This is a genomic window from Mycobacterium sp. NPDC006124 (assembly GCF_040614235.1).
Lineage (GTDB): Bacteria > Actinomycetota > Actinomycetes > Mycobacteriales > Mycobacteriaceae > Mycobacterium.
In genome coordinates, this window is sequence record NZ_JBEXUA010000003.1 from 300,274 (window position 1) to 317,730 (window position 17,457).

General features: G+C 68.1%; 19 protein-coding genes. 14 read left to right on the forward strand and 5 right to left on the reverse strand.

Annotation, left to right across the window (positions count from 1 at the left end; translation table 11 throughout):
• Positions 1-6: 6 nt before the first annotated feature.
• The 4 genes from ABZ195_RS08370 to ABZ195_RS08385 are packed head-to-tail and all read left to right on the forward strand — an operon-like array spanning position 7 to position 1,978.
• Positions 7-414, forward strand: a complete 408-nt coding sequence (locus ABZ195_RS08370) for a roadblock/LC7 domain-containing protein (protein ID WP_355216601.1) — start codon at positions 7-9, stop codon at positions 412-414.
• A gap of 6 nt (positions 415-420) precedes the next feature.
• Positions 421-810: a DUF742 domain-containing protein gene (locus ABZ195_RS08375; RefSeq protein WP_355216603.1), complete on the forward strand. Its 390-nt coding sequence runs from the start codon at positions 421-423 to the stop codon at positions 808-810.
• A 31-nt stretch (positions 811-841) separates the two neighbouring features.
• Entirely contained in the window at positions 842-1,411 is a 570-nt protein-coding gene (locus ABZ195_RS08380; RefSeq protein WP_355216605.1) for an ATP/GTP-binding protein, read from the forward strand.
• A 3-nt stretch (positions 1,412-1,414) separates the two neighbouring features.
• Positions 1,415-1,978: a pentapeptide repeat-containing protein gene (locus ABZ195_RS08385; RefSeq protein WP_355216607.1), complete on the forward strand. Its 564-nt coding sequence runs from the start codon at positions 1,415-1,417 to the stop codon at positions 1,976-1,978.
• 3 nt (positions 1,979-1,981) lie between these two features.
• On the opposite strand, the gene ABZ195_RS08390 is transcribed toward ABZ195_RS08385, so the two are convergent.
• Positions 1,982-4,594, reverse strand: coding sequence for an ATP-binding cassette domain-containing protein (locus ABZ195_RS08390; RefSeq protein ID WP_355216609.1), 2,613 nt, complete (start codon positions 4,592-4,594; stop codon positions 1,982-1,984).
• A gap of 211 nt (positions 4,595-4,805) precedes the next feature.
• On the opposite strand from ABZ195_RS08390, the gene ABZ195_RS08395 reads away from it, so the two are divergent.
• Complete coding sequence (locus ABZ195_RS08395; RefSeq protein ID WP_355216611.1) at positions 4,806-5,297, forward strand: hypothetical protein; 492 nt, start codon at positions 4,806-4,808, stop codon at positions 5,295-5,297.
• A gap of 70 nt (positions 5,298-5,367) precedes the next feature.
• Positions 5,368-5,946 carry a hypothetical protein gene (locus tag ABZ195_RS08400; RefSeq protein WP_355217035.1) on the forward strand — a complete coding sequence of 193 codons (579 nt, stop codon included), beginning with the start codon at positions 5,368-5,370 and terminating at the stop codon, positions 5,944-5,946.
• On the opposite strand, the gene ABZ195_RS08405 is transcribed toward ABZ195_RS08400, so the two are convergent.
• Complete coding sequence (locus ABZ195_RS08405; protein ID WP_355216613.1) at positions 5,943-6,977, reverse strand: carbon-nitrogen hydrolase family protein; 1,035 nt, start codon at positions 6,975-6,977, stop codon at positions 5,943-5,945. The two genes, ABZ195_RS08400 and ABZ195_RS08405, sit on opposite strands and share 4 nt — an antisense overlap.
• 1 nt (position 6,978) lies before the next feature.
• The gene (locus ABZ195_RS08410) at positions 6,979-8,415 is read right to left on the reverse strand and encodes a glutamine synthetase family protein (RefSeq protein ID WP_355216615.1); all 1,437 of its coding nucleotides are present in this window, start codon (positions 8,413-8,415) and stop codon (positions 6,979-6,981) included.
• Positions 8,416-8,564: 149 nt separating this feature from the next.
• Between ABZ195_RS08410 and ABZ195_RS08415 the strand changes: the two genes are divergently transcribed.
• Complete coding sequence (locus tag ABZ195_RS08415) at positions 8,565-9,293, forward strand: FadR/GntR family transcriptional regulator (protein ID WP_355216617.1); 729 nt, start codon at positions 8,565-8,567, stop codon at positions 9,291-9,293.
• Here the strand turns inward: ABZ195_RS08415 and ABZ195_RS08420 are convergent.
• On the reverse strand, positions 9,274-10,473 hold the full coding sequence (locus tag ABZ195_RS08420; protein WP_355216619.1) for an NADH:flavin oxidoreductase: 1,200 nt from the start codon (positions 10,471-10,473) through the stop codon (positions 9,274-9,276). The genes ABZ195_RS08415 and ABZ195_RS08420 overlap by 20 nt on opposite strands.
• A gap of 100 nt (positions 10,474-10,573) precedes the next feature.
• Here ABZ195_RS08420 and ABZ195_RS08425 point away from each other — a divergent pair, with 100 nt between their 5' ends.
• Together ABZ195_RS08425 and ABZ195_RS08430 are read left to right on the forward strand one after the other, a co-directional pair.
• Complete coding sequence (locus ABZ195_RS08425; RefSeq protein ID WP_355217037.1) at positions 10,574-11,428, forward strand: bifunctional methylenetetrahydrofolate dehydrogenase/methenyltetrahydrofolate cyclohydrolase; 855 nt, start codon at positions 10,574-10,576, stop codon at positions 11,426-11,428.
• Positions 11,425-11,718, forward strand: coding sequence for a DUF3017 domain-containing protein (locus tag ABZ195_RS08430; protein WP_355216621.1), 294 nt, complete (start codon positions 11,425-11,427; stop codon positions 11,716-11,718). The genes ABZ195_RS08425 and ABZ195_RS08430 overlap by 4 nt, the downstream gene beginning before the upstream one ends.
• On the opposite strand, the gene ABZ195_RS08435 is transcribed toward ABZ195_RS08430, so the two are convergent.
• Complete coding sequence (locus tag ABZ195_RS08435; protein WP_355216623.1) at positions 11,715-13,151, reverse strand: aromatic amino acid lyase; 1,437 nt, start codon at positions 13,149-13,151, stop codon at positions 11,715-11,717. The two genes, ABZ195_RS08430 and ABZ195_RS08435, sit on opposite strands and share 4 nt — an antisense overlap.
• Before the next feature lie 161 nt (positions 13,152-13,312).
• Between ABZ195_RS08435 and ABZ195_RS08440 the strand changes: the two genes are divergently transcribed.
• Genes ABZ195_RS08440 through ABZ195_RS08460 form a run of 5 tightly spaced genes read left to right on the forward strand, consistent with a single transcriptional unit; the run spans position 13,313 to position 17,446 of the window.
• Positions 13,313-13,993, forward strand: a complete 681-nt coding sequence (locus ABZ195_RS08440; RefSeq protein ID WP_355216625.1) for an IclR family transcriptional regulator C-terminal domain-containing protein — start codon at positions 13,313-13,315, stop codon at positions 13,991-13,993.
• On the forward strand, positions 13,990-15,105 hold the full coding sequence (locus ABZ195_RS08445; RefSeq protein WP_355216626.1) for an ATP-binding cassette domain-containing protein: 1,116 nt from the start codon (positions 13,990-13,992) through the stop codon (positions 15,103-15,105). Before ABZ195_RS08440 ends, ABZ195_RS08445 begins: the two co-directional genes overlap by 4 nt.
• Positions 15,102-15,746, forward strand: a complete 645-nt coding sequence (locus tag ABZ195_RS08450) for an ABC transporter permease subunit (protein WP_355216628.1) — start codon at positions 15,102-15,104, stop codon at positions 15,744-15,746. Before ABZ195_RS08445 ends, ABZ195_RS08450 begins: the two co-directional genes overlap by 4 nt.
• The gene (locus tag ABZ195_RS08455) at positions 15,719-16,486 is read left to right on the forward strand and encodes an ABC transporter permease subunit (protein WP_355216629.1); all 768 of its coding nucleotides are present in this window, start codon (positions 15,719-15,721) and stop codon (positions 16,484-16,486) included. Before ABZ195_RS08450 ends, ABZ195_RS08455 begins: the two co-directional genes overlap by 28 nt.
• 36 nt (positions 16,487-16,522) lie before the next feature.
• Positions 16,523-17,446: an ABC transporter substrate-binding protein gene (locus ABZ195_RS08460; RefSeq protein ID WP_355216630.1), complete on the forward strand. Its 924-nt coding sequence runs from the start codon at positions 16,523-16,525 to the stop codon at positions 17,444-17,446.
• The last annotated feature ends 11 nt before the right edge of the window (positions 17,447-17,457 follow it).

Sequence of the window (17,457 nt, forward strand, 5' to 3'; positions counted from 1 at the left end):
CGGCACATGACCCGACCGACCCAGCGTGACTCCCTCGACTGGCTGGTCTCCAGGTTCGCCCACGACGTGGCCGGCGTCTCCCACGCCATCCTCGTCTCCGCCGACGGCCTGCTGATGGCCTCCAGCGAGCACATGCCCGTCGAACGTGCCGATCAGCTTGCGGCGGTCACGTCGGGGCTGGCCAGCTTGTCGACCGGGGCGGCCCAGCTGTTCGACGGCGGCCACGTGTTGCAGTCGGTCGTGGAGATGGAGAACGGCTACCTGTTACTGATGCGGGTGGGCGACGGCTCCAACCTCGCGACGCTGGCCGCCAGGTCCTGCGACATCGGTCAGGTGGGCTACGAGATGGCGATCCTGGTCGAACGCGTCGGCACCGTGATTCAGTCGGCGCGTCGCGCGGCCCCGCGGTCGTGAGCGACGATGACCCCTCCGCCGAGCGACGCCTGGGAGCCCAGTGAACCGCTGATCGAGGTCAGCATGGTGCGCCCCTACACGCTGACCGCCGGCCGCACGACGTCCCGGGTCGACCTGCCGCTGGAGGCGCCGATCCGTACGCTGCGGCCCGGCCCCGCGCCGACCTGGCCGAGCAGCGACGTGCGGGCCAAGATCCTCCACGTCGGCGAGGACGGCCCCTCGGTGGCGGAGGTCGCCGCGCGGCTTGCATTGCCCCTGGGCGTCGCGCGTGTGCTGATCGGCGATCTGGTCGTGCAGGACTATCTTCGAGTGGACGCCTTCCTGGGCGAGTCGGCGACCACCGACGAGAGACGTGAACTGATCGGAAGGACACTGCGTGGCCTACGGGCACTCTGAACGCTCAGGGTCTTCGCGCAGGCGCGCACCGGTGTCGAACTCCCCGCGCAAGGCCTCCACCAAGATCGTCGTCTCCGGCGGCTTCGGAGCCGGCAAGACCACCTTCGTCGGCGCGGTCTCGGAGATCATGCCCCTGCGCACCGAGGCCATCGTGACCAACGCCTCCCAGGGCGTCGACGTCCTCGGTGCCACCCCGAACAAGAACACCACCACGGTGGCGATGGACTTCGGGCGCATCACCCTGGCCGAGGACTTGGTGCTCTACCTGTTCGGCACCCCCGGGCAGCGGCGATTCTGGTTCATGTGGGACGACCTGGTACGCGGCGCGATCGGGGCGATCATCCTCGTCGACGTGCGCCGGCTGGAGGACAGCTTTGCCGCGGTCGACTTCTTCGAGGCTCGCCAGCTCCCGTTCCTGGTCGCCGTGAACGTGTTCGACGGCGGACCGCGGTACCCGGCCGAGGCCGTCCGTCGGGCCCTGGCGCTGCGCGAGTCCATTCCGGTGCTCGACGTCGATGCGCGGGACCGCAACTCGGCCAAGGCGGCGCTCATCGCCCTCACCGAGTACGCGCTGATGAACCTCGGTTCGTTCCCCGGCTGACGGGTGGACGACGTCGACCCGCGTTGGGAGGACCGGGAATTCACCGGTCATGACTTTCGTGACGAGGACCTGAGCCGGCTGCGAACCGAACGCGTCGTGTTCACCGAATGCGACTTCAGCGGCGTCGACCTGTCCGAGTCCGAGCATCAGGGGTCGGCCTTTCGCAACTGCACCTTCCGGCGTACGTCGCTGATGCACACGGTGTTCCGTCAGTGCACGCTGCTCGGGTCGGTCTTCACCGAGTGCCGGCTGCGGCCCGTGACGATGGTCGAGGTGGACCTGACGCTCGCGGTGCTCGGCGGGTGCGATCTGCGCAGCATCGACCTGACCGATTGCCGGTTGCGCGAGGCGAACCTGGTCGGCACCGACCTGCGCAAGGCAGTGCTGCGAGGGGCTGACCTACGTGGGGCGCGGACTCAGAACGTGCGCCTCGACGAGGCCGATCTGCGAGGTGCCCTGACCGATCCCACGTTCTGGACGACGGCGTCGGTGCGTGGCGCCAAGATCGACGTCACCCAGGCCCTCGGGTACGCCGCGGCCCACGGCCTGGACGTCCACGGCGGCTAGCGGTCAGCCCGCCTTGAGGCGAATCTTGAACCGCACGAAGCACAGATAGAAGATCGACAACGCGCCCAGCATCGCCATGTCGAAGACCCAGGTACCGGTGTCGTGCTTCCACAGCGAGTCGTCGGGCATGATCGGCGGTTTCACCATGTCGGTCACACCCACCGTGGACGCCGTGGCCGCGAAGCCCCACCGCGCCGGGGTGATCCACGACATCTGGTTCAGCGGGATCCGGCCCGTGACCGGAATCAACCCGCCGGAGAACACCAGCTGGGACATCACCGCCACCACCAGCAGCGGCATGATCTGGTCGCTGGTCTTGGCCAGCGCCGAGAGCGCGAGGCCGACCGTCGCCGCGCAGATGGTCGCGGCGGCCATGCCGAGGAACAGTTCGATCGCGGCCGACACCTCGCCGCCGCCGAGCACCAGGGGACCGTTCTTGGGTAGCCCGACGCCGATCAGCGTGATGGCCGTGACGATGCCGGACTGCACGATGGCGAACACCGAGTAGATGCAGACCTTCGCCAGCAGGTAGGCGGTGGTGGACAGCCCGACGGCCTGCTCCCGCAGGAAGATTGCGCGTTCGCCGATGAGGTCGCGCACCGTCAGCGCGGTTCCCATGAAGATGGCGCCGACGTTGAGGAGCACCAACACCTGGCCCGGCTGATTCGGTGCGTCACCCAGGGGGTTGGGTTGCCCGAACCCGGTCGAGCCGGGCACCGAGAGCGACAGCACACCCATGATGAACGGCAGGATGGCCAGGAACGCGAAGTACCCGCGGTCGGAGACGATGAGCCGCATCTGCCGCCGCGCGATCGTCGAGAACTGTTTGATCGTGCTGGTGTGCACGGGCTTTCCGAGCTCCGCGGCTTCCTGCTTGGGCGGTGCCGGCGGTGGAGGGCCGTGGCGTTCGAGGTACTTGCGCTTGGCGCCCTCGGGATCTCCGGCGACCGAGGAGAAGATGTCGGCCCAGTTGGTGGTGCCCAGCTCCGGGCCGATCTGGCTTGGCGGTCCGCGGAAGGCCGTCTTGCCGCCGGGGGCGAGCAGCAGCACTTGATCGCAGACGTCGAGGTAGGTCAGCGAGTGCGTCACGACCAGGACGACGCGGCCAGCGTCGGCGAGCTGGCGCAGCATCGTCATGACCTGGCGGTCCAGCGCCGGGTCGAGGCCGGAGGTGGGCTCGTCGAGGATCAGCAACGACGGTCCGGTCAGGAGCTCCAAGGCCACCGACGCGCGCTTGCGCTGCCCGCCGGAGAGCTTGTCGACGCGGGTGTCGAGGTGCTTGGTCATCTCGAGTTCCTCGAGCACCTCCATGACGACCCGCTCGCGGTCCTCCTTGTCGGTGTCGGGGGGCAAGCGCAGTTCGGCGGCGTACATCAACGCCTGCCGGACGGTGAGCTGCCCGTGGACGACGTCGTCCTGGGGGACCATCCCGATTCTGGAACGCAGCGAGGCGTACTCGGCGTGGACGTCGTGCCCCTCGAACGTCACCGTGCCGGTCGTCGGGTGGGTGTAGCCGGCGATCAGTCGGGCGAAGGTCGACTTGCCCGCACCCGACGGGCCGATCAGCGCGGTCAGAGTGCCCGGCCGGGCGGCCAGCGAGATGTTGTCCAGGAGCGTCTTGTTGCCCTCGATCGTCCAGGTGACACCGTGGACGTCCAGACCGCCGGTTCGGGTGGCGACGTCGGTCTCGTTGCGGCGGGCCAGGGTGCCGCCACCGAAGACGAGGTCGATGTTGCCGATGGTGACGACGTCGCCGTCGCGCAGTACCTCGGAGTCGACGCGCTGGCCGTTGACGAACGTTCCGTTGATGCTGCGGTTGTCCAGGATCTGGGTGCCGCCGGGGCCGCTGACCAGGGTGGCGTGGTGGCGCGAGGCCAGCACGTCGGGGATGACGATGTCGTTGTCGGTGGCGCGGCCGATCTTGACGCCGCCGGGGGGAACCTCGGGTGCCCTGCCCGGCCGCAGGATCTTGAGCATGCTCGTCGCGAGGTTGCCCTCGGGCGCGCGCGGTGCCGCAGCAGGCCCCATCTGCGTGGCCGAGGGGTCGACGGTCGGGGCCGACAACGGTCGCTGCACCGGATGCGGAGCACTGGTCGGACGGTAGGCCTGCGCGCCGCCGGTCGGTGGCGGTCCGGCCGGATACATCGGCTGTGAGCGCGACGGCGGTTGCGGGTAGGTCGGCTGGGTGCGGGACCGAGGAGGCTGCGTGCGGGGGTAACCGGTCGAGGGCTGACTGGGCCAGGACGCGCTCTGGCGCCCGGAGATCGGCACCTGGGCGGTCTGCGGCGGCGTGCCCGCCGAGCCCTGGTGGCGCCCGACTTCGAAGGTCAGGTGCGGGCCGTCGGGGTTGCCGACGTTGACACCCATTCCGTCGACGATGTCGACCATCGGCACGCGTTGGCCGTTGACGTAGAGCCCGTTGAGGCTGCCGTTGTCCACGGCCACCCATCTGCCCTGTTCGAAGCGCAGCAGCAGGTGGGCGCGCGAGATCAGGGGGTGGGCAATGCGGACGTCGGCGCGCAGGTCACGCCCGACGACGACGTCGTTGCCGGGGGAGAAGGTGCGGGGAGACCCGTCATACCGAACGGTCAGCGCGGGTGGGGCAGATCGCGTCATCGGGACCAACTGTATCGGTATCGAGGTCGCGATCGGGGGTGGTCCCGGCCGCTCCGCGTGCCGCCGTTGCGTGGCAAATCCACTTGCGTCGACCGGTGCGGTGGGGTGGTGGTTGCGCGGGCGGGTCTCGAACCGATGTCGATTTGGCGGAGGAACGTTCGACCCTCTGGGATATGACCACGTCCCGTGGTGTCGTGGAACCATGTCGGTGATGAGCAGGGCCTACGGCCGGACGGTGGCTCCGGTGCGTTTGCGCGTTGCCACCATGGTCTTACTGGGAGCCTTCGCGGCCGCGACAGCTACGGGCATGACGTTGCCGAGTGCCGCCGCCGCGCCGCCGACGGTGCCAGCCGACAGTCAGGGCCAACCCGATTCGTCGGGTCGATGTGGGCCCGACCGCACGACCGTCGTGGTCGGCCGCACCGCCCTGTCCACGGTGGCCGTCTGCACCGATGGCCGCGGACACTACGAGTACCGGGGCGAGCGGCTCAGTGACCGGGCGGTCCTCGTCCTGCCTGCCAGGCCGTTGTCCAACGGCTGCTTCGGCGCGCATTCCGACGCCGTCGACTACACGGTTTCCGCGCGCAAGCTCCTCCTGACCGCGGGAGTTCGGGTGCTTCGCGACGAGCCGATGACCGACTTCGTCGACTACCGCGAACCCGCGCCGGTGGTGCAGCAGGCGGCCGACCACGAGGCGGGTTGATTCCGCGACGCGCTCCCGTGGTGCGGCCACACCGGCTCCCATCGGTGCGACGATGGGACGGGTGAGGCGAATGCAACGGCAGGAGCAGGTCGTGGACCGGCGGCAGAGGCATCGGCGAGGGCTGGCGGGGGTGGGTCTGGGCGTCGCCCTCGGCGCGGCCGTGCTCGGGGTGGTCGGCACCACCGCGACGAGTGCCGCTGCGCCGCCGCCGACGGACCCCCGTGGCTTCGTGGACTCGACCGCGCGGTGTGTCGCGCCGAGCACCGCGGTCGCCTACGGATACACCTCGACCTCCCGCGTGGCGATCTGCAAGGACGAGTCCTCCGGTCAACTGCAGTACCGGGGCGTGCGGGTCACCGACGGCGCGCGCCTCATCCTCGCGGCCACCTCGACTGACCGCGGCTACGTCGCCGAGAACGACGGCATCACCTACACGGTGACGTCCAATGCGCTGATCATCAGTAGCGGGGGTCGGCAGATCCGCAGCGAGTCGATGGTCGACTTCCACGGGTCCGCGCCGAGTTCGTCGTCGGGTTCGACCTCGACCTCGACGTCGACCAGTCCGGCGCAGTCGAGCGCCATCCCCGAGACCACCACGCCGTCGACGCCGCTGCCACCTCCGCTTCCCGCGGAAGTGGGGGCCCGCTAGCCGGGTCTCGGCTCCTCGCTGAACGTCACGGTGTCACGGCGAGTCCGAGTGACATTCGTGTGGAACACATCCGGACGGCTGTAGTGGCCGGTCGGGTCGAAGTTCAACCGTTCCCGGGAGACATGATCGAGGTCGAGGTCGGCCACGATCAGACCCTCCACGTTCGCCACCGGTGGGATCACCCAGGATCCGTCGGGAGCGGCGATCGCCGAGCCGCCGTCGAACGGGACGTCCGTCGAATTCTCCCAGAGCTCGGCGGCGAGCGGGAAGTCGTCGGGGATGTCCTCCTTTCGAAGGACACCCGAGACGGCGAGGCTGAACACCCGCCCCTCCATGGCCGAGAAGCGGGTGATGTCCTTGGTCAGGCCAGTCGTGCCCGGCCACACGCTGACGTGGAGGTCCTCACCGTCGGAGTACAGGGCTTGGCGTGCCTGCGGCATCCAGTTCTCCCAGCAGTTCAGGCCGCCGACCCGCGCGCCCGCCACCGGATGGGTGCGCAGGCCGGCACCGTCGCCGTTCGCCCACACGAGCCGCTCGTCGTAGGTCGGGACGAGCTTGCGATGATGCCCGACGAGGCCGTCGGTCGGGTCGAGAGTGAGCAGCGAGCAGTAGGTCGATCCCCGGCCGCTGCGTCGTCCTCGCTCGGTCACTCCGACCATCATCACGAGGTTCAGATCGCCGGCGAGCTGCTTCAGCATACTCACCTCCGGTCCGTCGACCTCGATGGCTGCGGCCAAATAGCTTGCGTAACAGGATTTCTGCAGCGGATCGTCGAATCGGGTGCCCTGTGTCCTCGCCAACCAGAAGGGATAGCCGCAAAGGTAGGTCTCGGGAAAGGCGATCACGTGGCACCCATGATGGGCCGCCAGCTCGGCGGCCGCGACGACGCGACGCATTCGGGCGTCCACGTTCAACCACGGTCCGCCCAACTGCGCCGCTGCGACGGTGATCAGCGACGAGGGCCGGACATCGCCTAGCCGTTGTTCTGCGATGACGTCCAGTTGGTGAGCAAGGGGTGCGGCAGCAGCCATCTCAATAGACTTCGAAGTATTCGCGCTGTTCCCAATCGGTGACGGCAGCGTTGAAGCGCGCCACCTCGTGGCGTTTGATCATGCTGAGGTAGTCGACGAACGGATCTCCGAACTCGGCGCGAAGCATGGTGCTGGTCTCGAAGGCGGGCAGGGCCGCCTCGAGGGTGGCGGGCAGTGGCGGCGCTTCCGTGGCCAGGTACGGCTCGTCGGCCGAGGGGCCGGGATCCGTTCCGTGCAGGACGCCGTGGCGGCCACTGGCGATTTGAGACGCGAGGTAGAGGTAGGGGTTGGCCGCTGGTTCGCCGATCCGGTTCTCCAGGTGCGTGCTGGAGTCCCCACGGGCACCGGCCACCCGAATCAGGGCGCCACGGTTCTCCTCGGCCCACGCCACGCGGTCGGGTGCGAATGAGTCGGGGCGAAACCGTTTGTACCCGTTGATGGTTGGGGTCGTCAGAACGGAGCAGGCCTGGGCGTGCTCCAGCAGGCCGCCCATGTAGTGCAGGCCGACATCCGACAGCAGTTCGTCACCCGTGCCGGCAAACGCGTTCGGGCTCTGCGACGTACTCAGGGACTGATGCAGGTGCCACCCGCTGGAGAAGGCGTTGGCGAGGGCGGGCCTGGCCATGAACGTGGCGTGGTATCCGTGGCGTCGGGAGATCTGTTTGATGGCGCTGCGCACCAGAATCGCCGCGTCGGCTGCTGCCGCACCGACCATCGGTTCGAAGGTGAACTCCACCTGGCCGGGACCCCACTCGTCTTCGACGGTGGCCAACGGAAGTCCAAGGGCGGCAACGTTGTCGCGCAACACGCGCAGGATTCCATCGATCTCGTCGCCCCGGTTCTCGGTCAGATACTGAAAGCCATGGGACACGGCGCTGACCGTCGGGGGGGATGGCGGGTAGCCCGAATCCTCGAATGACAGCTTCGGGTCCTCGAGTCGAGTGAGGTAGAACTCCATCTCGATACCGGCGACGAATTCGTAGCCGTCGCCTGCCAATCGGTCGATTTGGGTCTGCAGGACGCCACGGGTGTCGAAGGGCACGCGTTCTCCGGAGCGGTAGTACAGATCCGACAGAATCCAGCCCGTCCCGTCCAGCCACGGGAGGACCTTGAACGTCGTGGGATCTGGCACCAGAACGGCGTCGGGCAGTCCCGTCATCCGCGGGTCTCCCAGTGCGGCGGCCCCGAACGGCGCGACGACCGGATTGTTGGTCGTGTCGAAGATCAAGGTTGCCGTTTGAAAGTCCTTTCCACTCTTCAGGACGGACAAGAAGTGCGGTATCTCGAGGGTCTTGCCTCGCAGAATGCCGTGCTGATCTCCCCAACTGATCCGCACCTGCCGCAGGCCACTCTCGACGACCTCGGCCGCCACCCGCTCGGCTGCGTCCTGCTGCTCGGCGGACCACAGCGCGTGACGGCCGATGAACGACGTTCCCATGACTCTCCTTGTCGATGACCTGATGGTCTGACCACTGATGGTGCCGCAGTGGGTGGGGGTCCGCAACTCGTCGGTCCGAGTTCGGCTCGTCAGCTGGCAGTACAGTGATCAGACCATCAGGTCATCCCGCTGAGACGAGGAGCTTCACTGTGGCCACCAGTCCGCGGCCGAGAGCGCAGATGCGGCCCGTGGACCGCAAGCCCATCTACGAGCAGGTGAGCGACCGTCTTCGCGAGTTCATCGACGTGAATCAACTCCAGCCCGGCGACCGGCTCATGGCCGAGCGGGAGCTCGCCCAGCAGCTGGCGGTCGGCCGGTCGTCGATCCGCGAGGCCATCACCGCGCTGCGCGCCCAGGGACTGGTCGACGTCCGCCACGGCGACGGCATCTATCTGCTGCGTCGACCCGAGGACCTGATCTCGTCTCTGGCCAGTGAGTTGATCGAGACCCACGTCGATCACCCCTACATCTGGGAAACGCGGCAGGCCTTGGAGACTCAGTGCGCGCGACTGGCCGCGACGCGCGCGACGCCTTCGGACCTCGAGGAGATTGCCGACGCGCTGACGTACATGGCCGCCGAGATCTCCGATGGCAAGCCCGGACTGGAAGGTGACCGGCGCTTCCACCTCGGGGTCACGAACGCCTCGCACAACCCGATTCTGATCCAGCTACTGGTGGGCATTCGCGAATCGCTCGACCGAACCTCGGAGACGTCACTGACCCGCAACGGTCAACCGGCGAAGTCCCTGCGCGATCACGAACTGATCCTGGCCGCGATCCGCGCGGGCAACCCGTCCGAGGCCGCCGAGAAGATGTTGGATCACCTCGTCGGCACGACCGATGGCCTTCTCAAGGGGACTAACCCGGCGAACCCGTGACCACGCAGTGGGTCTGGCTGTAGATCGTCGCCATGCACTTGTTGCAATGCGTGCACAGCGAGCGCACGGAGTGCCCGGGAGCCTCGTCGCGGATGCGGTTGACAAGGTCGGGTTCGGCCAGCACCGCGCGGCCCATCGCCACGAAGTCGAAGCCCTCGGCCATCGCCACGTCCATCGTCTCGCGATTGGTGATGCCGCCCAGCAGGATCAGCGGCATCGCGAGTTCGGCGCGGAACTGTTTGGCCTGGTCCATCAGATAGGCCTCGCGGTAGGGGTATTCGCGCAGGAACTTCTTCCCCGTCATGCGCAGGCCCCAGCTCAGCGGGGGCTTGAACGCAGCGGCGAACTCCTTGATCGGGGCATCGCCGCGAAACAGGTAGAGCGGGTTGAGCAGAGAGCTTCCCGCGGTGAGTTCGAGGGCGTCGAGTCCACCGTCGTCCTCCAACCACTTCGCGGTCTGCAGGGACTCCTCCACGTTGATGCCGCCCCGCACACCGTCGGACATGTTGAGCTTGGCCGTCACCGCGATGCGGTCACCCACCGCCTGCCGCACCGCCCGAATCAGGCCGCGGGCCACCTTGGCCCGGTTCTCCAGCGACCCGCCGAACTCGTCGGTGCGGCGGTTGATCAGCGGGCTGAGGAACGAGCTCGCCAGATAGTTGTGCCCGAGGTGGACCTCGACGGCGTCGAAGCCGGATTCGATGGCCAGTCGGGCGGCGTTGGCGTGCGCGGCGGTGATGTCGTCGATGTCGGCGGCGGTGGCCTTCTTCGCGAACCGCATCGACAGTGGGTTGAAGAAGCGCACCGGGGCGAACGCCTTGGCCTTGTTGGTCCGCGAGTTGGCGACGGGGCCGGCGTGGCCGATCTGGGCGCTGATCGCGGCGCCCTCGGCGTGAACCGCGTCGGTCAGGCGACGCAGCCCCGGCACGGCCTCCGGGCGCATCCAGAGCTGCCAGCCGTCGGTGCGTCCACCGGGGGTCACCGCGCAGTAGGCGACGGTCGTCATGCCGATTCCGCCCGCGGCGGGCAGCCGGTGGTAACGGATGAGGTCGTCGGTGACCAGCGCATCGGGGGTCGACGCCTCGAAGGTCGCGGCCTTGATGATGCGGTTGCGCAGGGTCACCGGTCCGAGCTTGGCCTCGCCAAACACGTCGGTGAACACTTTGGGCGGAGTGTCCATTTTGGCAGCTGACCACGGTGCCGGGCGCAGTGTCAATGACGGGTGCCGCGGCGATGGTGTAATTGGTGTCGTGGTGAGCGGAGCGACGGGAAGCGATCAATTGGCTGCGATGACGTTGGACGGCAAGGCCACGCGCGACGAGATCTTCGTCGACCTCAAGCAGCGGGTGGCGGCCCTGACCGCCGCGGGCCGCACGCCGGGGCTGGGTACGGTGCTCGTCGGTGACGATCCCGGCTCCCAGGCCTACGTGCGCGGCAAGCACGCCGACTGCGCGAAGGTCGGCATCAACTCGATCCGGCGGGATCTGCCCGCCGACGTCAGCCAGGCCACGCTCGACGCCACCATCGACGAGCTGAACGCCAACCCCGACTGCACCGGATACATCGTGCAGTTGCCCTTGCCCAGGCATCTCGACGAGAACGCGGCGCTGGAGCGCATCGACCCCGCGAAGGACGCCGACGGACTGCATCCGACCAACCTGGGGCGGCTGGTGCTCAACGAAGCGGCACCGTTGCCGTGCACGCCGCGCGGAATCGTGCATCTCCTGCGCCGCTTCGAGGTACCGATTGCGGGGGCGCACGTGGTGGTGATCGGACGCGGGGTGACGGTGGGCCGACCCATGGGCCTGTTGCTCACCCGTCGGTCGGAGAACGCCACGGTCACGTTGTGCCACACCGGGACTCAGGATCTGCCGGCCCTGACGCGCCAGGCCGACGTCATCATCGCCGCGGTGGGCGTGCCGCACATGGTGACCCCGGACATGGTCAAACCCGGCGCCGCGGTCGTCGACGTCGGGGTCAGCCGTGATGCGGCGGGCGCCCTCGTCGGGGACGTGCACCCGGGCGTGTGGGACGTGGCGGGCCACGTGTCACCCAATCCGGGCGGCGTCGGTCCGCTGACGCGAGCCTTCCTGCTGACCAACGTCGTCGAACTCGACGAGGCGAAAGTAGGGTGACCGCGCGCGGTCTCGCCCAGCGGGTCTTCGCGGCGCAGTGGCCGATCCTCGTGGTCGGGTCGTTCCTGCTCGTCGCATTCGGTTTGGTGGTGGGGGGCTATTGGCGGCGCGGAGCGCTGGTCCTGGCGATCGGCGTGGGCGTCGCGGCGGCCATGCGGTTGGCGCTGACCGACGACCGGGCCGGGCTACTCGTGGTCCGGTCGCGGACCATCGACATCGCCACCACGGCGACGGTCAGTGCGGCGCTGGCCTACATCGCCCTGACCATCGACCCGTTGGGCACCAGCTAGATCAACTGCCCCAGCTGGTCGAGAAGTGGCTCCGCCGCGGCGATGTCGCCGCGAAGGTCGCGGTCCTCGTCGTTGCGGGGCAAGGCTGAGGCCAGGTCCACCGCGGCGCCCAGCACTCCGGTCAGACCGCCGTCGATCCCGCGTTGCCGCAGCAGCCGGACGGCCCCGACCAGCTCGCAGCACAGCAGCACCCGGTAGGCCGCGGCCGACCGCTCGAGCTGGTGAATGCCTTGGGAGGCGAACGTGGCGTCCTCCTCGGCGCCGCGCGAGAGCACCAGGGTCCCGACCGACGCCGGCTGCGCGGCGTTGCGAATCTCCGCGATGGCGCCGGCCGCCACGTATTCGACCATCATGAGCCCGGAGGAGCCGTGGGCATCTGCGGCCAGGAATGCGTTGCCGCCGTTGGTGTCCGGGTCGTTGAGCATCCTGATTCGGGAGTGCGTGATGGGTGCCGTCAGGGCCAGCGCCAAGGTGGCGCCGTCGAGTTCGAGTGACAGCGACGCCTGGTAGAACGCGCCGTGGTGGACGACCGCGTCGCCGTCGGCATCGAAGAGCGGGTTCTCCTGAGCGGCGTTCAGCGTCCGTTCGAGCTGGCGGACGAGCGACCAGAGCGACGCGACGACGCTGCCGTGGGCCACCGGATACACCCGCAGACCGTAGGGGTCCTGGATGCGCGCCGGAGCACGGCCGGGATTGGCGCGATCGACGTAGAGATCGCGCAGTCTCGTCGCCACGGTCTCCACCTGCGTGGCGGCCGCCGCCCGAGCGGCCACGGTGGAGAAGGCCGACGGATTTCCATCCAGTGCAAGGAAACTCAACATGTAGATGACACTCGACGCGCGTTCCAGCCGGAGTAGTTCATCGACGGCCAGGCAGCTGCGGCCCACCGTGAGTGCACTGCTGCTCATGAACGGCAAGGCGCTGTCGGCACCCCACGGCGGCATCGGCGTCAGATCGCCGGTCGCGGGCCGTTCGCCGATCAGGGTCAGCGCCGTCCCGGCGAGGGCCGCGAGGTCACCGGTGCCGATCGAGGCGTACTGCAGCACCTCGGGCAGGGCGTCGTCGTTGAGCATCCGTTGTAGGCCGGTCAGGATGGCGGGGTCGAGACCAGCACCGGGAACGCACAATTGGATGAGGCGCACGGCGAGCATCGAGCGCACCGTCCGACCGCTGAGGGGATCACCCGCGTCGACCGAGTGGCTGCGCAGCAGTCGCATGCCGTACTCCTGGTCGTCGGGCGCAATCGCGTCGACCTTGTTGGCGCCGACGCCGGTGGTGCGGCCGTAGGTCGCGTACCGGGTGCTCAGGTCTGCGGCCTGGTGGTGCAGACGTTCGACGCCGGAGAGGATCGACGCAGGGATGGAGACGGTCTCGCGACCGTGAGCCAGCGCCACCACGTCGCCGACGGTCATGGTCCCGCTCAACTCGATCATCAAGGATCTCCTCGTTTCTGACCACGGACGCCCCGGCGCGCCCTATCATCGCCGAAAGACCAGAATTCCACCAGGTGGAATCGAGATTTTACCCAGTAGCAACAGGGGTGCGGTCGGGGGAAACGCGGCCGCCCTAGCGTTCCTGCCGAGAGGAGGTCGAATTGGCCGATCAAGCAACCCGGACAGTCGAGCGGGCGCTGGCCCTGCTGGCCAGCGTCTGCGACCGCGGTGGAGCCAATCTCGCGGACACGGCCAGGGACTGTGAGCTGGCCCCCAGCACGGCCCTTCGCCTGCTGCGCACCATGGAGACCGCCGGATTCCTGCGCAAGGACGAGACCGGGACCTACCGGCCCGGCAGCCGCATCATCCAGCTCGGCGCCCAGGCGCTCAGCGACGAGTCGCTGATCGACCTCGCCGGGCCCGCCATGGACGAGCTCGCCATCGAGACCGGCGAGTCGGTCTACCTCAGTGTCGTGGGGCACGCGTCCACGGCGGTGTACATCAACATCGTGGAGGGCACGCATTCGGTTCGCCACGCCAGCTGGGTCGGCCGTACGGTTCCGCTCGACGTCTCCGCGGCCGGACAGGCCCTGCGGGGCAACGTGTCCGAGGCCGGCTACGCACTCGTCGAACGAGGTGTCGAGACCGACGTCACCGCGATCGCCTGCCCGGTCTACTCGCAGGCGAGAATCGTCGCCGCGCTAAGCCTGGTCATTCCGAGCTATCGGGTCAGCGCGGAGCAGACGACCCAGTACGGTCGAATGCTGAACACCGTAGCCACGGACCTGTCCGCCCGTTTGAGCAGTCCCGCCGAAGCTCGCACCCCAGAAGGATCGTCATGATCACGTTCGACAACGTCTCCAAGGTGTACCCCGACGGGACCGTGGCGGTCGACGGCCTCGACCTCACTGCGCCCAATGGCAAGATCACCGTCCTGGTCGGACCGTCGGGCTGCGGAAAGACGACCTCCATGCGGATGATCAACCGCTTGATCGAGCCCAGCTCTGGCTCGATCGAACTCGACGGCGTCGACACTCAGACGATGGACCGGGTCGCCCTTCGGCGAAGGATCGGCTACGTCATCCAGAACGCGGGTCTGTTCCCGCACCGCACGGTCGTCGACAACGTCGCCGCCCTGCCGCGCCTGCTCGGCGGCGGTAAGAAGCAAACTCGCTTGGCGGCAATGGAATTGCTCGAACGTGTCGGGCTGGACGCCAAGTTCGCCCAACGGTATCCGTGGCAACTGTCCGGTGGTCAACAGCAACGCGTCGGGGTGGCACGCGCCTTGGCCACCGATCCGCCCTTCCTCTTGATGGACGAGCCGTTCAGCGCCGTCGACCCGATCGTCCGAAACCAGTTGCAGGAGGAGTTCCTTCGCCTTCAGGCCGACATCTCCAAGACCATCGTGATGGTCACCCACGACATCGACGAAGCGCTCAAGTTGGGCGACCAGGTGGTAGTGCTGCGCCAGGGCGGGACGCTGGCCCAGGCCGCCACCCCCGCCGATCTGCTCGCGGCCCCCGGGGACGCGTTCGTCGCCGACTTCGTCGGATCCGCCCGCGGCTACCGCGCCCTGGGCTTCCACACCTGTGACGACCTGCTCGTGCTCACCGACGAGCCGACGATCCAGGTGGGACAACCGGTCTCGAGTGTCGGCGCGACCCACGACAGGTGGGTGCTGGTGGTCGACGCGGCCAACGCTCCGGTCGGGTGGGTGGACACCGCCAGCCTGCCGGGCGACCTCGTCGGAGATGCCGACGTCAACCTCAGCGCCACCTCCGCCCGCAGGAGCGACCCGCTGCGCGACCTGCTCAACTCGGCGCTGTCTAGTCCCAGCGGCCGGTGTGTCGTCACCGACGAGTCGGGCGCGCTGCTCGGCACCGCCACCGACCACGACGTGATCGACGCGATCCGGCGGGCCAAGGACGCCCGCGGCGCGGAGGTGTCGGCATGAACTGGATATCGTCGAACCTCGGACGCATCGTCGACCTGACCATCAGCCACGTGTGGTTGACGCTGGTGCCCACCGCAATCGGCCTGCTGCTCGCACTGCCACTCGGGTGGTGGGCCCACCGGTCGGGGCGCGGGTACGCCGCGATCGTCGGCACCGCGGGTTTGCTGTACACAATTCCCTCGTTGGCGCTGTTCATCATCCTGCCGACGATTCTCGGCACCAAGATCCTCGATCCCGTCAACATCGTCGTGGCCCTGACGCTCTACACCCTCGCGCTGCTCGTGCGCGTGGTCGCCGACGGACTCGGTTCGGTACCGCACGACACCGTGGCCGCCGCCGAGGCCATGGGGTACCGCAGTTGGCAACGACTGCTGTTGGTGGAACTGCCCGTGGCGGTTCCCGTCATCGCGGCGGGCCTGCGGGTGGCAGTGGTGTCCAACGTCAGCATCGTGACGATGGCTGCCTTGCTTGGCATTCCGCAGCTGGGTTCGCTCTTCACCCAGGGGTTCCAGCTTCGGCTCTTCACGCCGCTGGTCACCGGTGTCGTCCTGTGCGTCGTGCTCGCGGTGGTGTTCGACGGCCTGATCATCTGGGCCAACAAACTCGCCACCCCGTGGCGGCAACGGACGGTGACGTCGTGATCGTCTTCGGCTGGCTCACCGACCCCGCGAACTGGACGGGGTCCGACGGCATCCCGACGCAGATCGGCTACCACCTGCTGTACTCCGGCATCGCGCTGCTGGTCGCCTTGGCGATCGCGGTGCCACTGGGCATCGTGATCGGCTACACCGGCCGTGGTGAGGCACTGGTCGCCGGATCGGCGAACGCGTTGCGTGCACTGCCGTCACTCGGTCTGCTGGTGCTGCTGTTCCTGGTCATCTCGCCGGTAGTCACCGGTCAGCTCGTCTACGTCCTGCCGACCACCGTGGTCCTCGTGCTGCTCGCGGCGCCACCCATCCTCACCGGCACCTACGCGGGCATTCAAAACGCCGATCCCGACGCCGTCGGCGCCGCCCGGGGCATGGGCTACACCAAACGCCAGATCCTCGTTCGGGTTCAGCTGCCCTGCGCCCTGCCGCTGCTGCTGTCGGGGGTCCGGGGCGCCACCCTGCAGATCGTCTCGACGGCGACCATCGCGGCCTACCTCGGCCTGCAGGGCCTGGGCCGGTTCATCCTCGACGGCCGCGCGCAGGCCAACTTCAGCCAGATGGCAGGCGGGGCAATCCTGGTCGCCGTGCTCGCGCTGTTGCTCGAGTTCGGCTTCGCGTGGCTCGGCAGCCTCGTCGTGTCGCCGGGACTGCGTCGCTCCACGAAGAACTCGTCCCCGTTGTCCGTCCTCACCAAATTCACCGCCAAGTCCACCACTCAGACCGCCGCCTAGGTGCCACCTCGGCATCGCCCACCAAGGAGAATGATGATGAAGAAGCGCACCATCCTGTCAGCGTTCGCGCTCACGTCCGTGCTGGCCCTGTCGGCCTGCGGCGGCGGGGGATCGGATCCCCTGTCCGGCGGTGGCAACGACGCCGGGTCCGCAGGCTCCGAGGTGATCATCGGCTCGGCGGACTTCACCGAGAGCCAGCTGATCGCGAGCATCTACTCCCAGGCGCTGCAAGCCAAGGGCGTCAAGGTCAAGGAACAGTTCAACATCGGTAGTCGCGAGGTCTACATCGCCGCGCTCAAGGACGGGTCGATCGACCTCGTGCCCGAGTACACCGGTGCGCTGCTGAGCTATCTGGACCCGAAGTCGACCGCCGCGACCCAGGATGCGGTGACCTCCGAGCTGACCGGCAAGTTGCCTCAGGGACTGTCGCTGCTCAAGGCCTCGCCCGCGGAGGACAAGGACGTCGTGGCCGTCACCAAGCCCACTGCGGACAAGTACCAGCTCAAGACCCTCTCGGATCTCGCGCCACACGCGGGCGAGATGGTCCTCGGCGCGGCGGCCGAATGGAAGACCCGCCAGCAGGGCGTCATCGGGCTGCGCGACGTCTACGGGATCAATTTCAAGGACTTCGTCACCCTCGATGCCGGGGGCACCTTGACCATGGCGGCGCTTACCAACGGCCAGATCCAGGCGGGCAACCTGTTCAGCACCGATCCTGGTCTGAAGAGCAACGACCTCGTCGCGCTGGAGGACGACAAGTCGCTGTTCGCCTCGGAGAACGTCATCCCGGTGATGAAGACGGCCAAGGAGAGCGACACCATCACCAAGACGCTCGACGCCGTCTCGGCCAAGCTCACCACCGACGACCTCATCACGATGAACGCCGAGGCCGCCACGGGCACCAACCTCGCCGACATCGCGAAGAAGTGGCTTGCCGGCGCAGGCATCAACGGATCCTAGGCAACTCGACG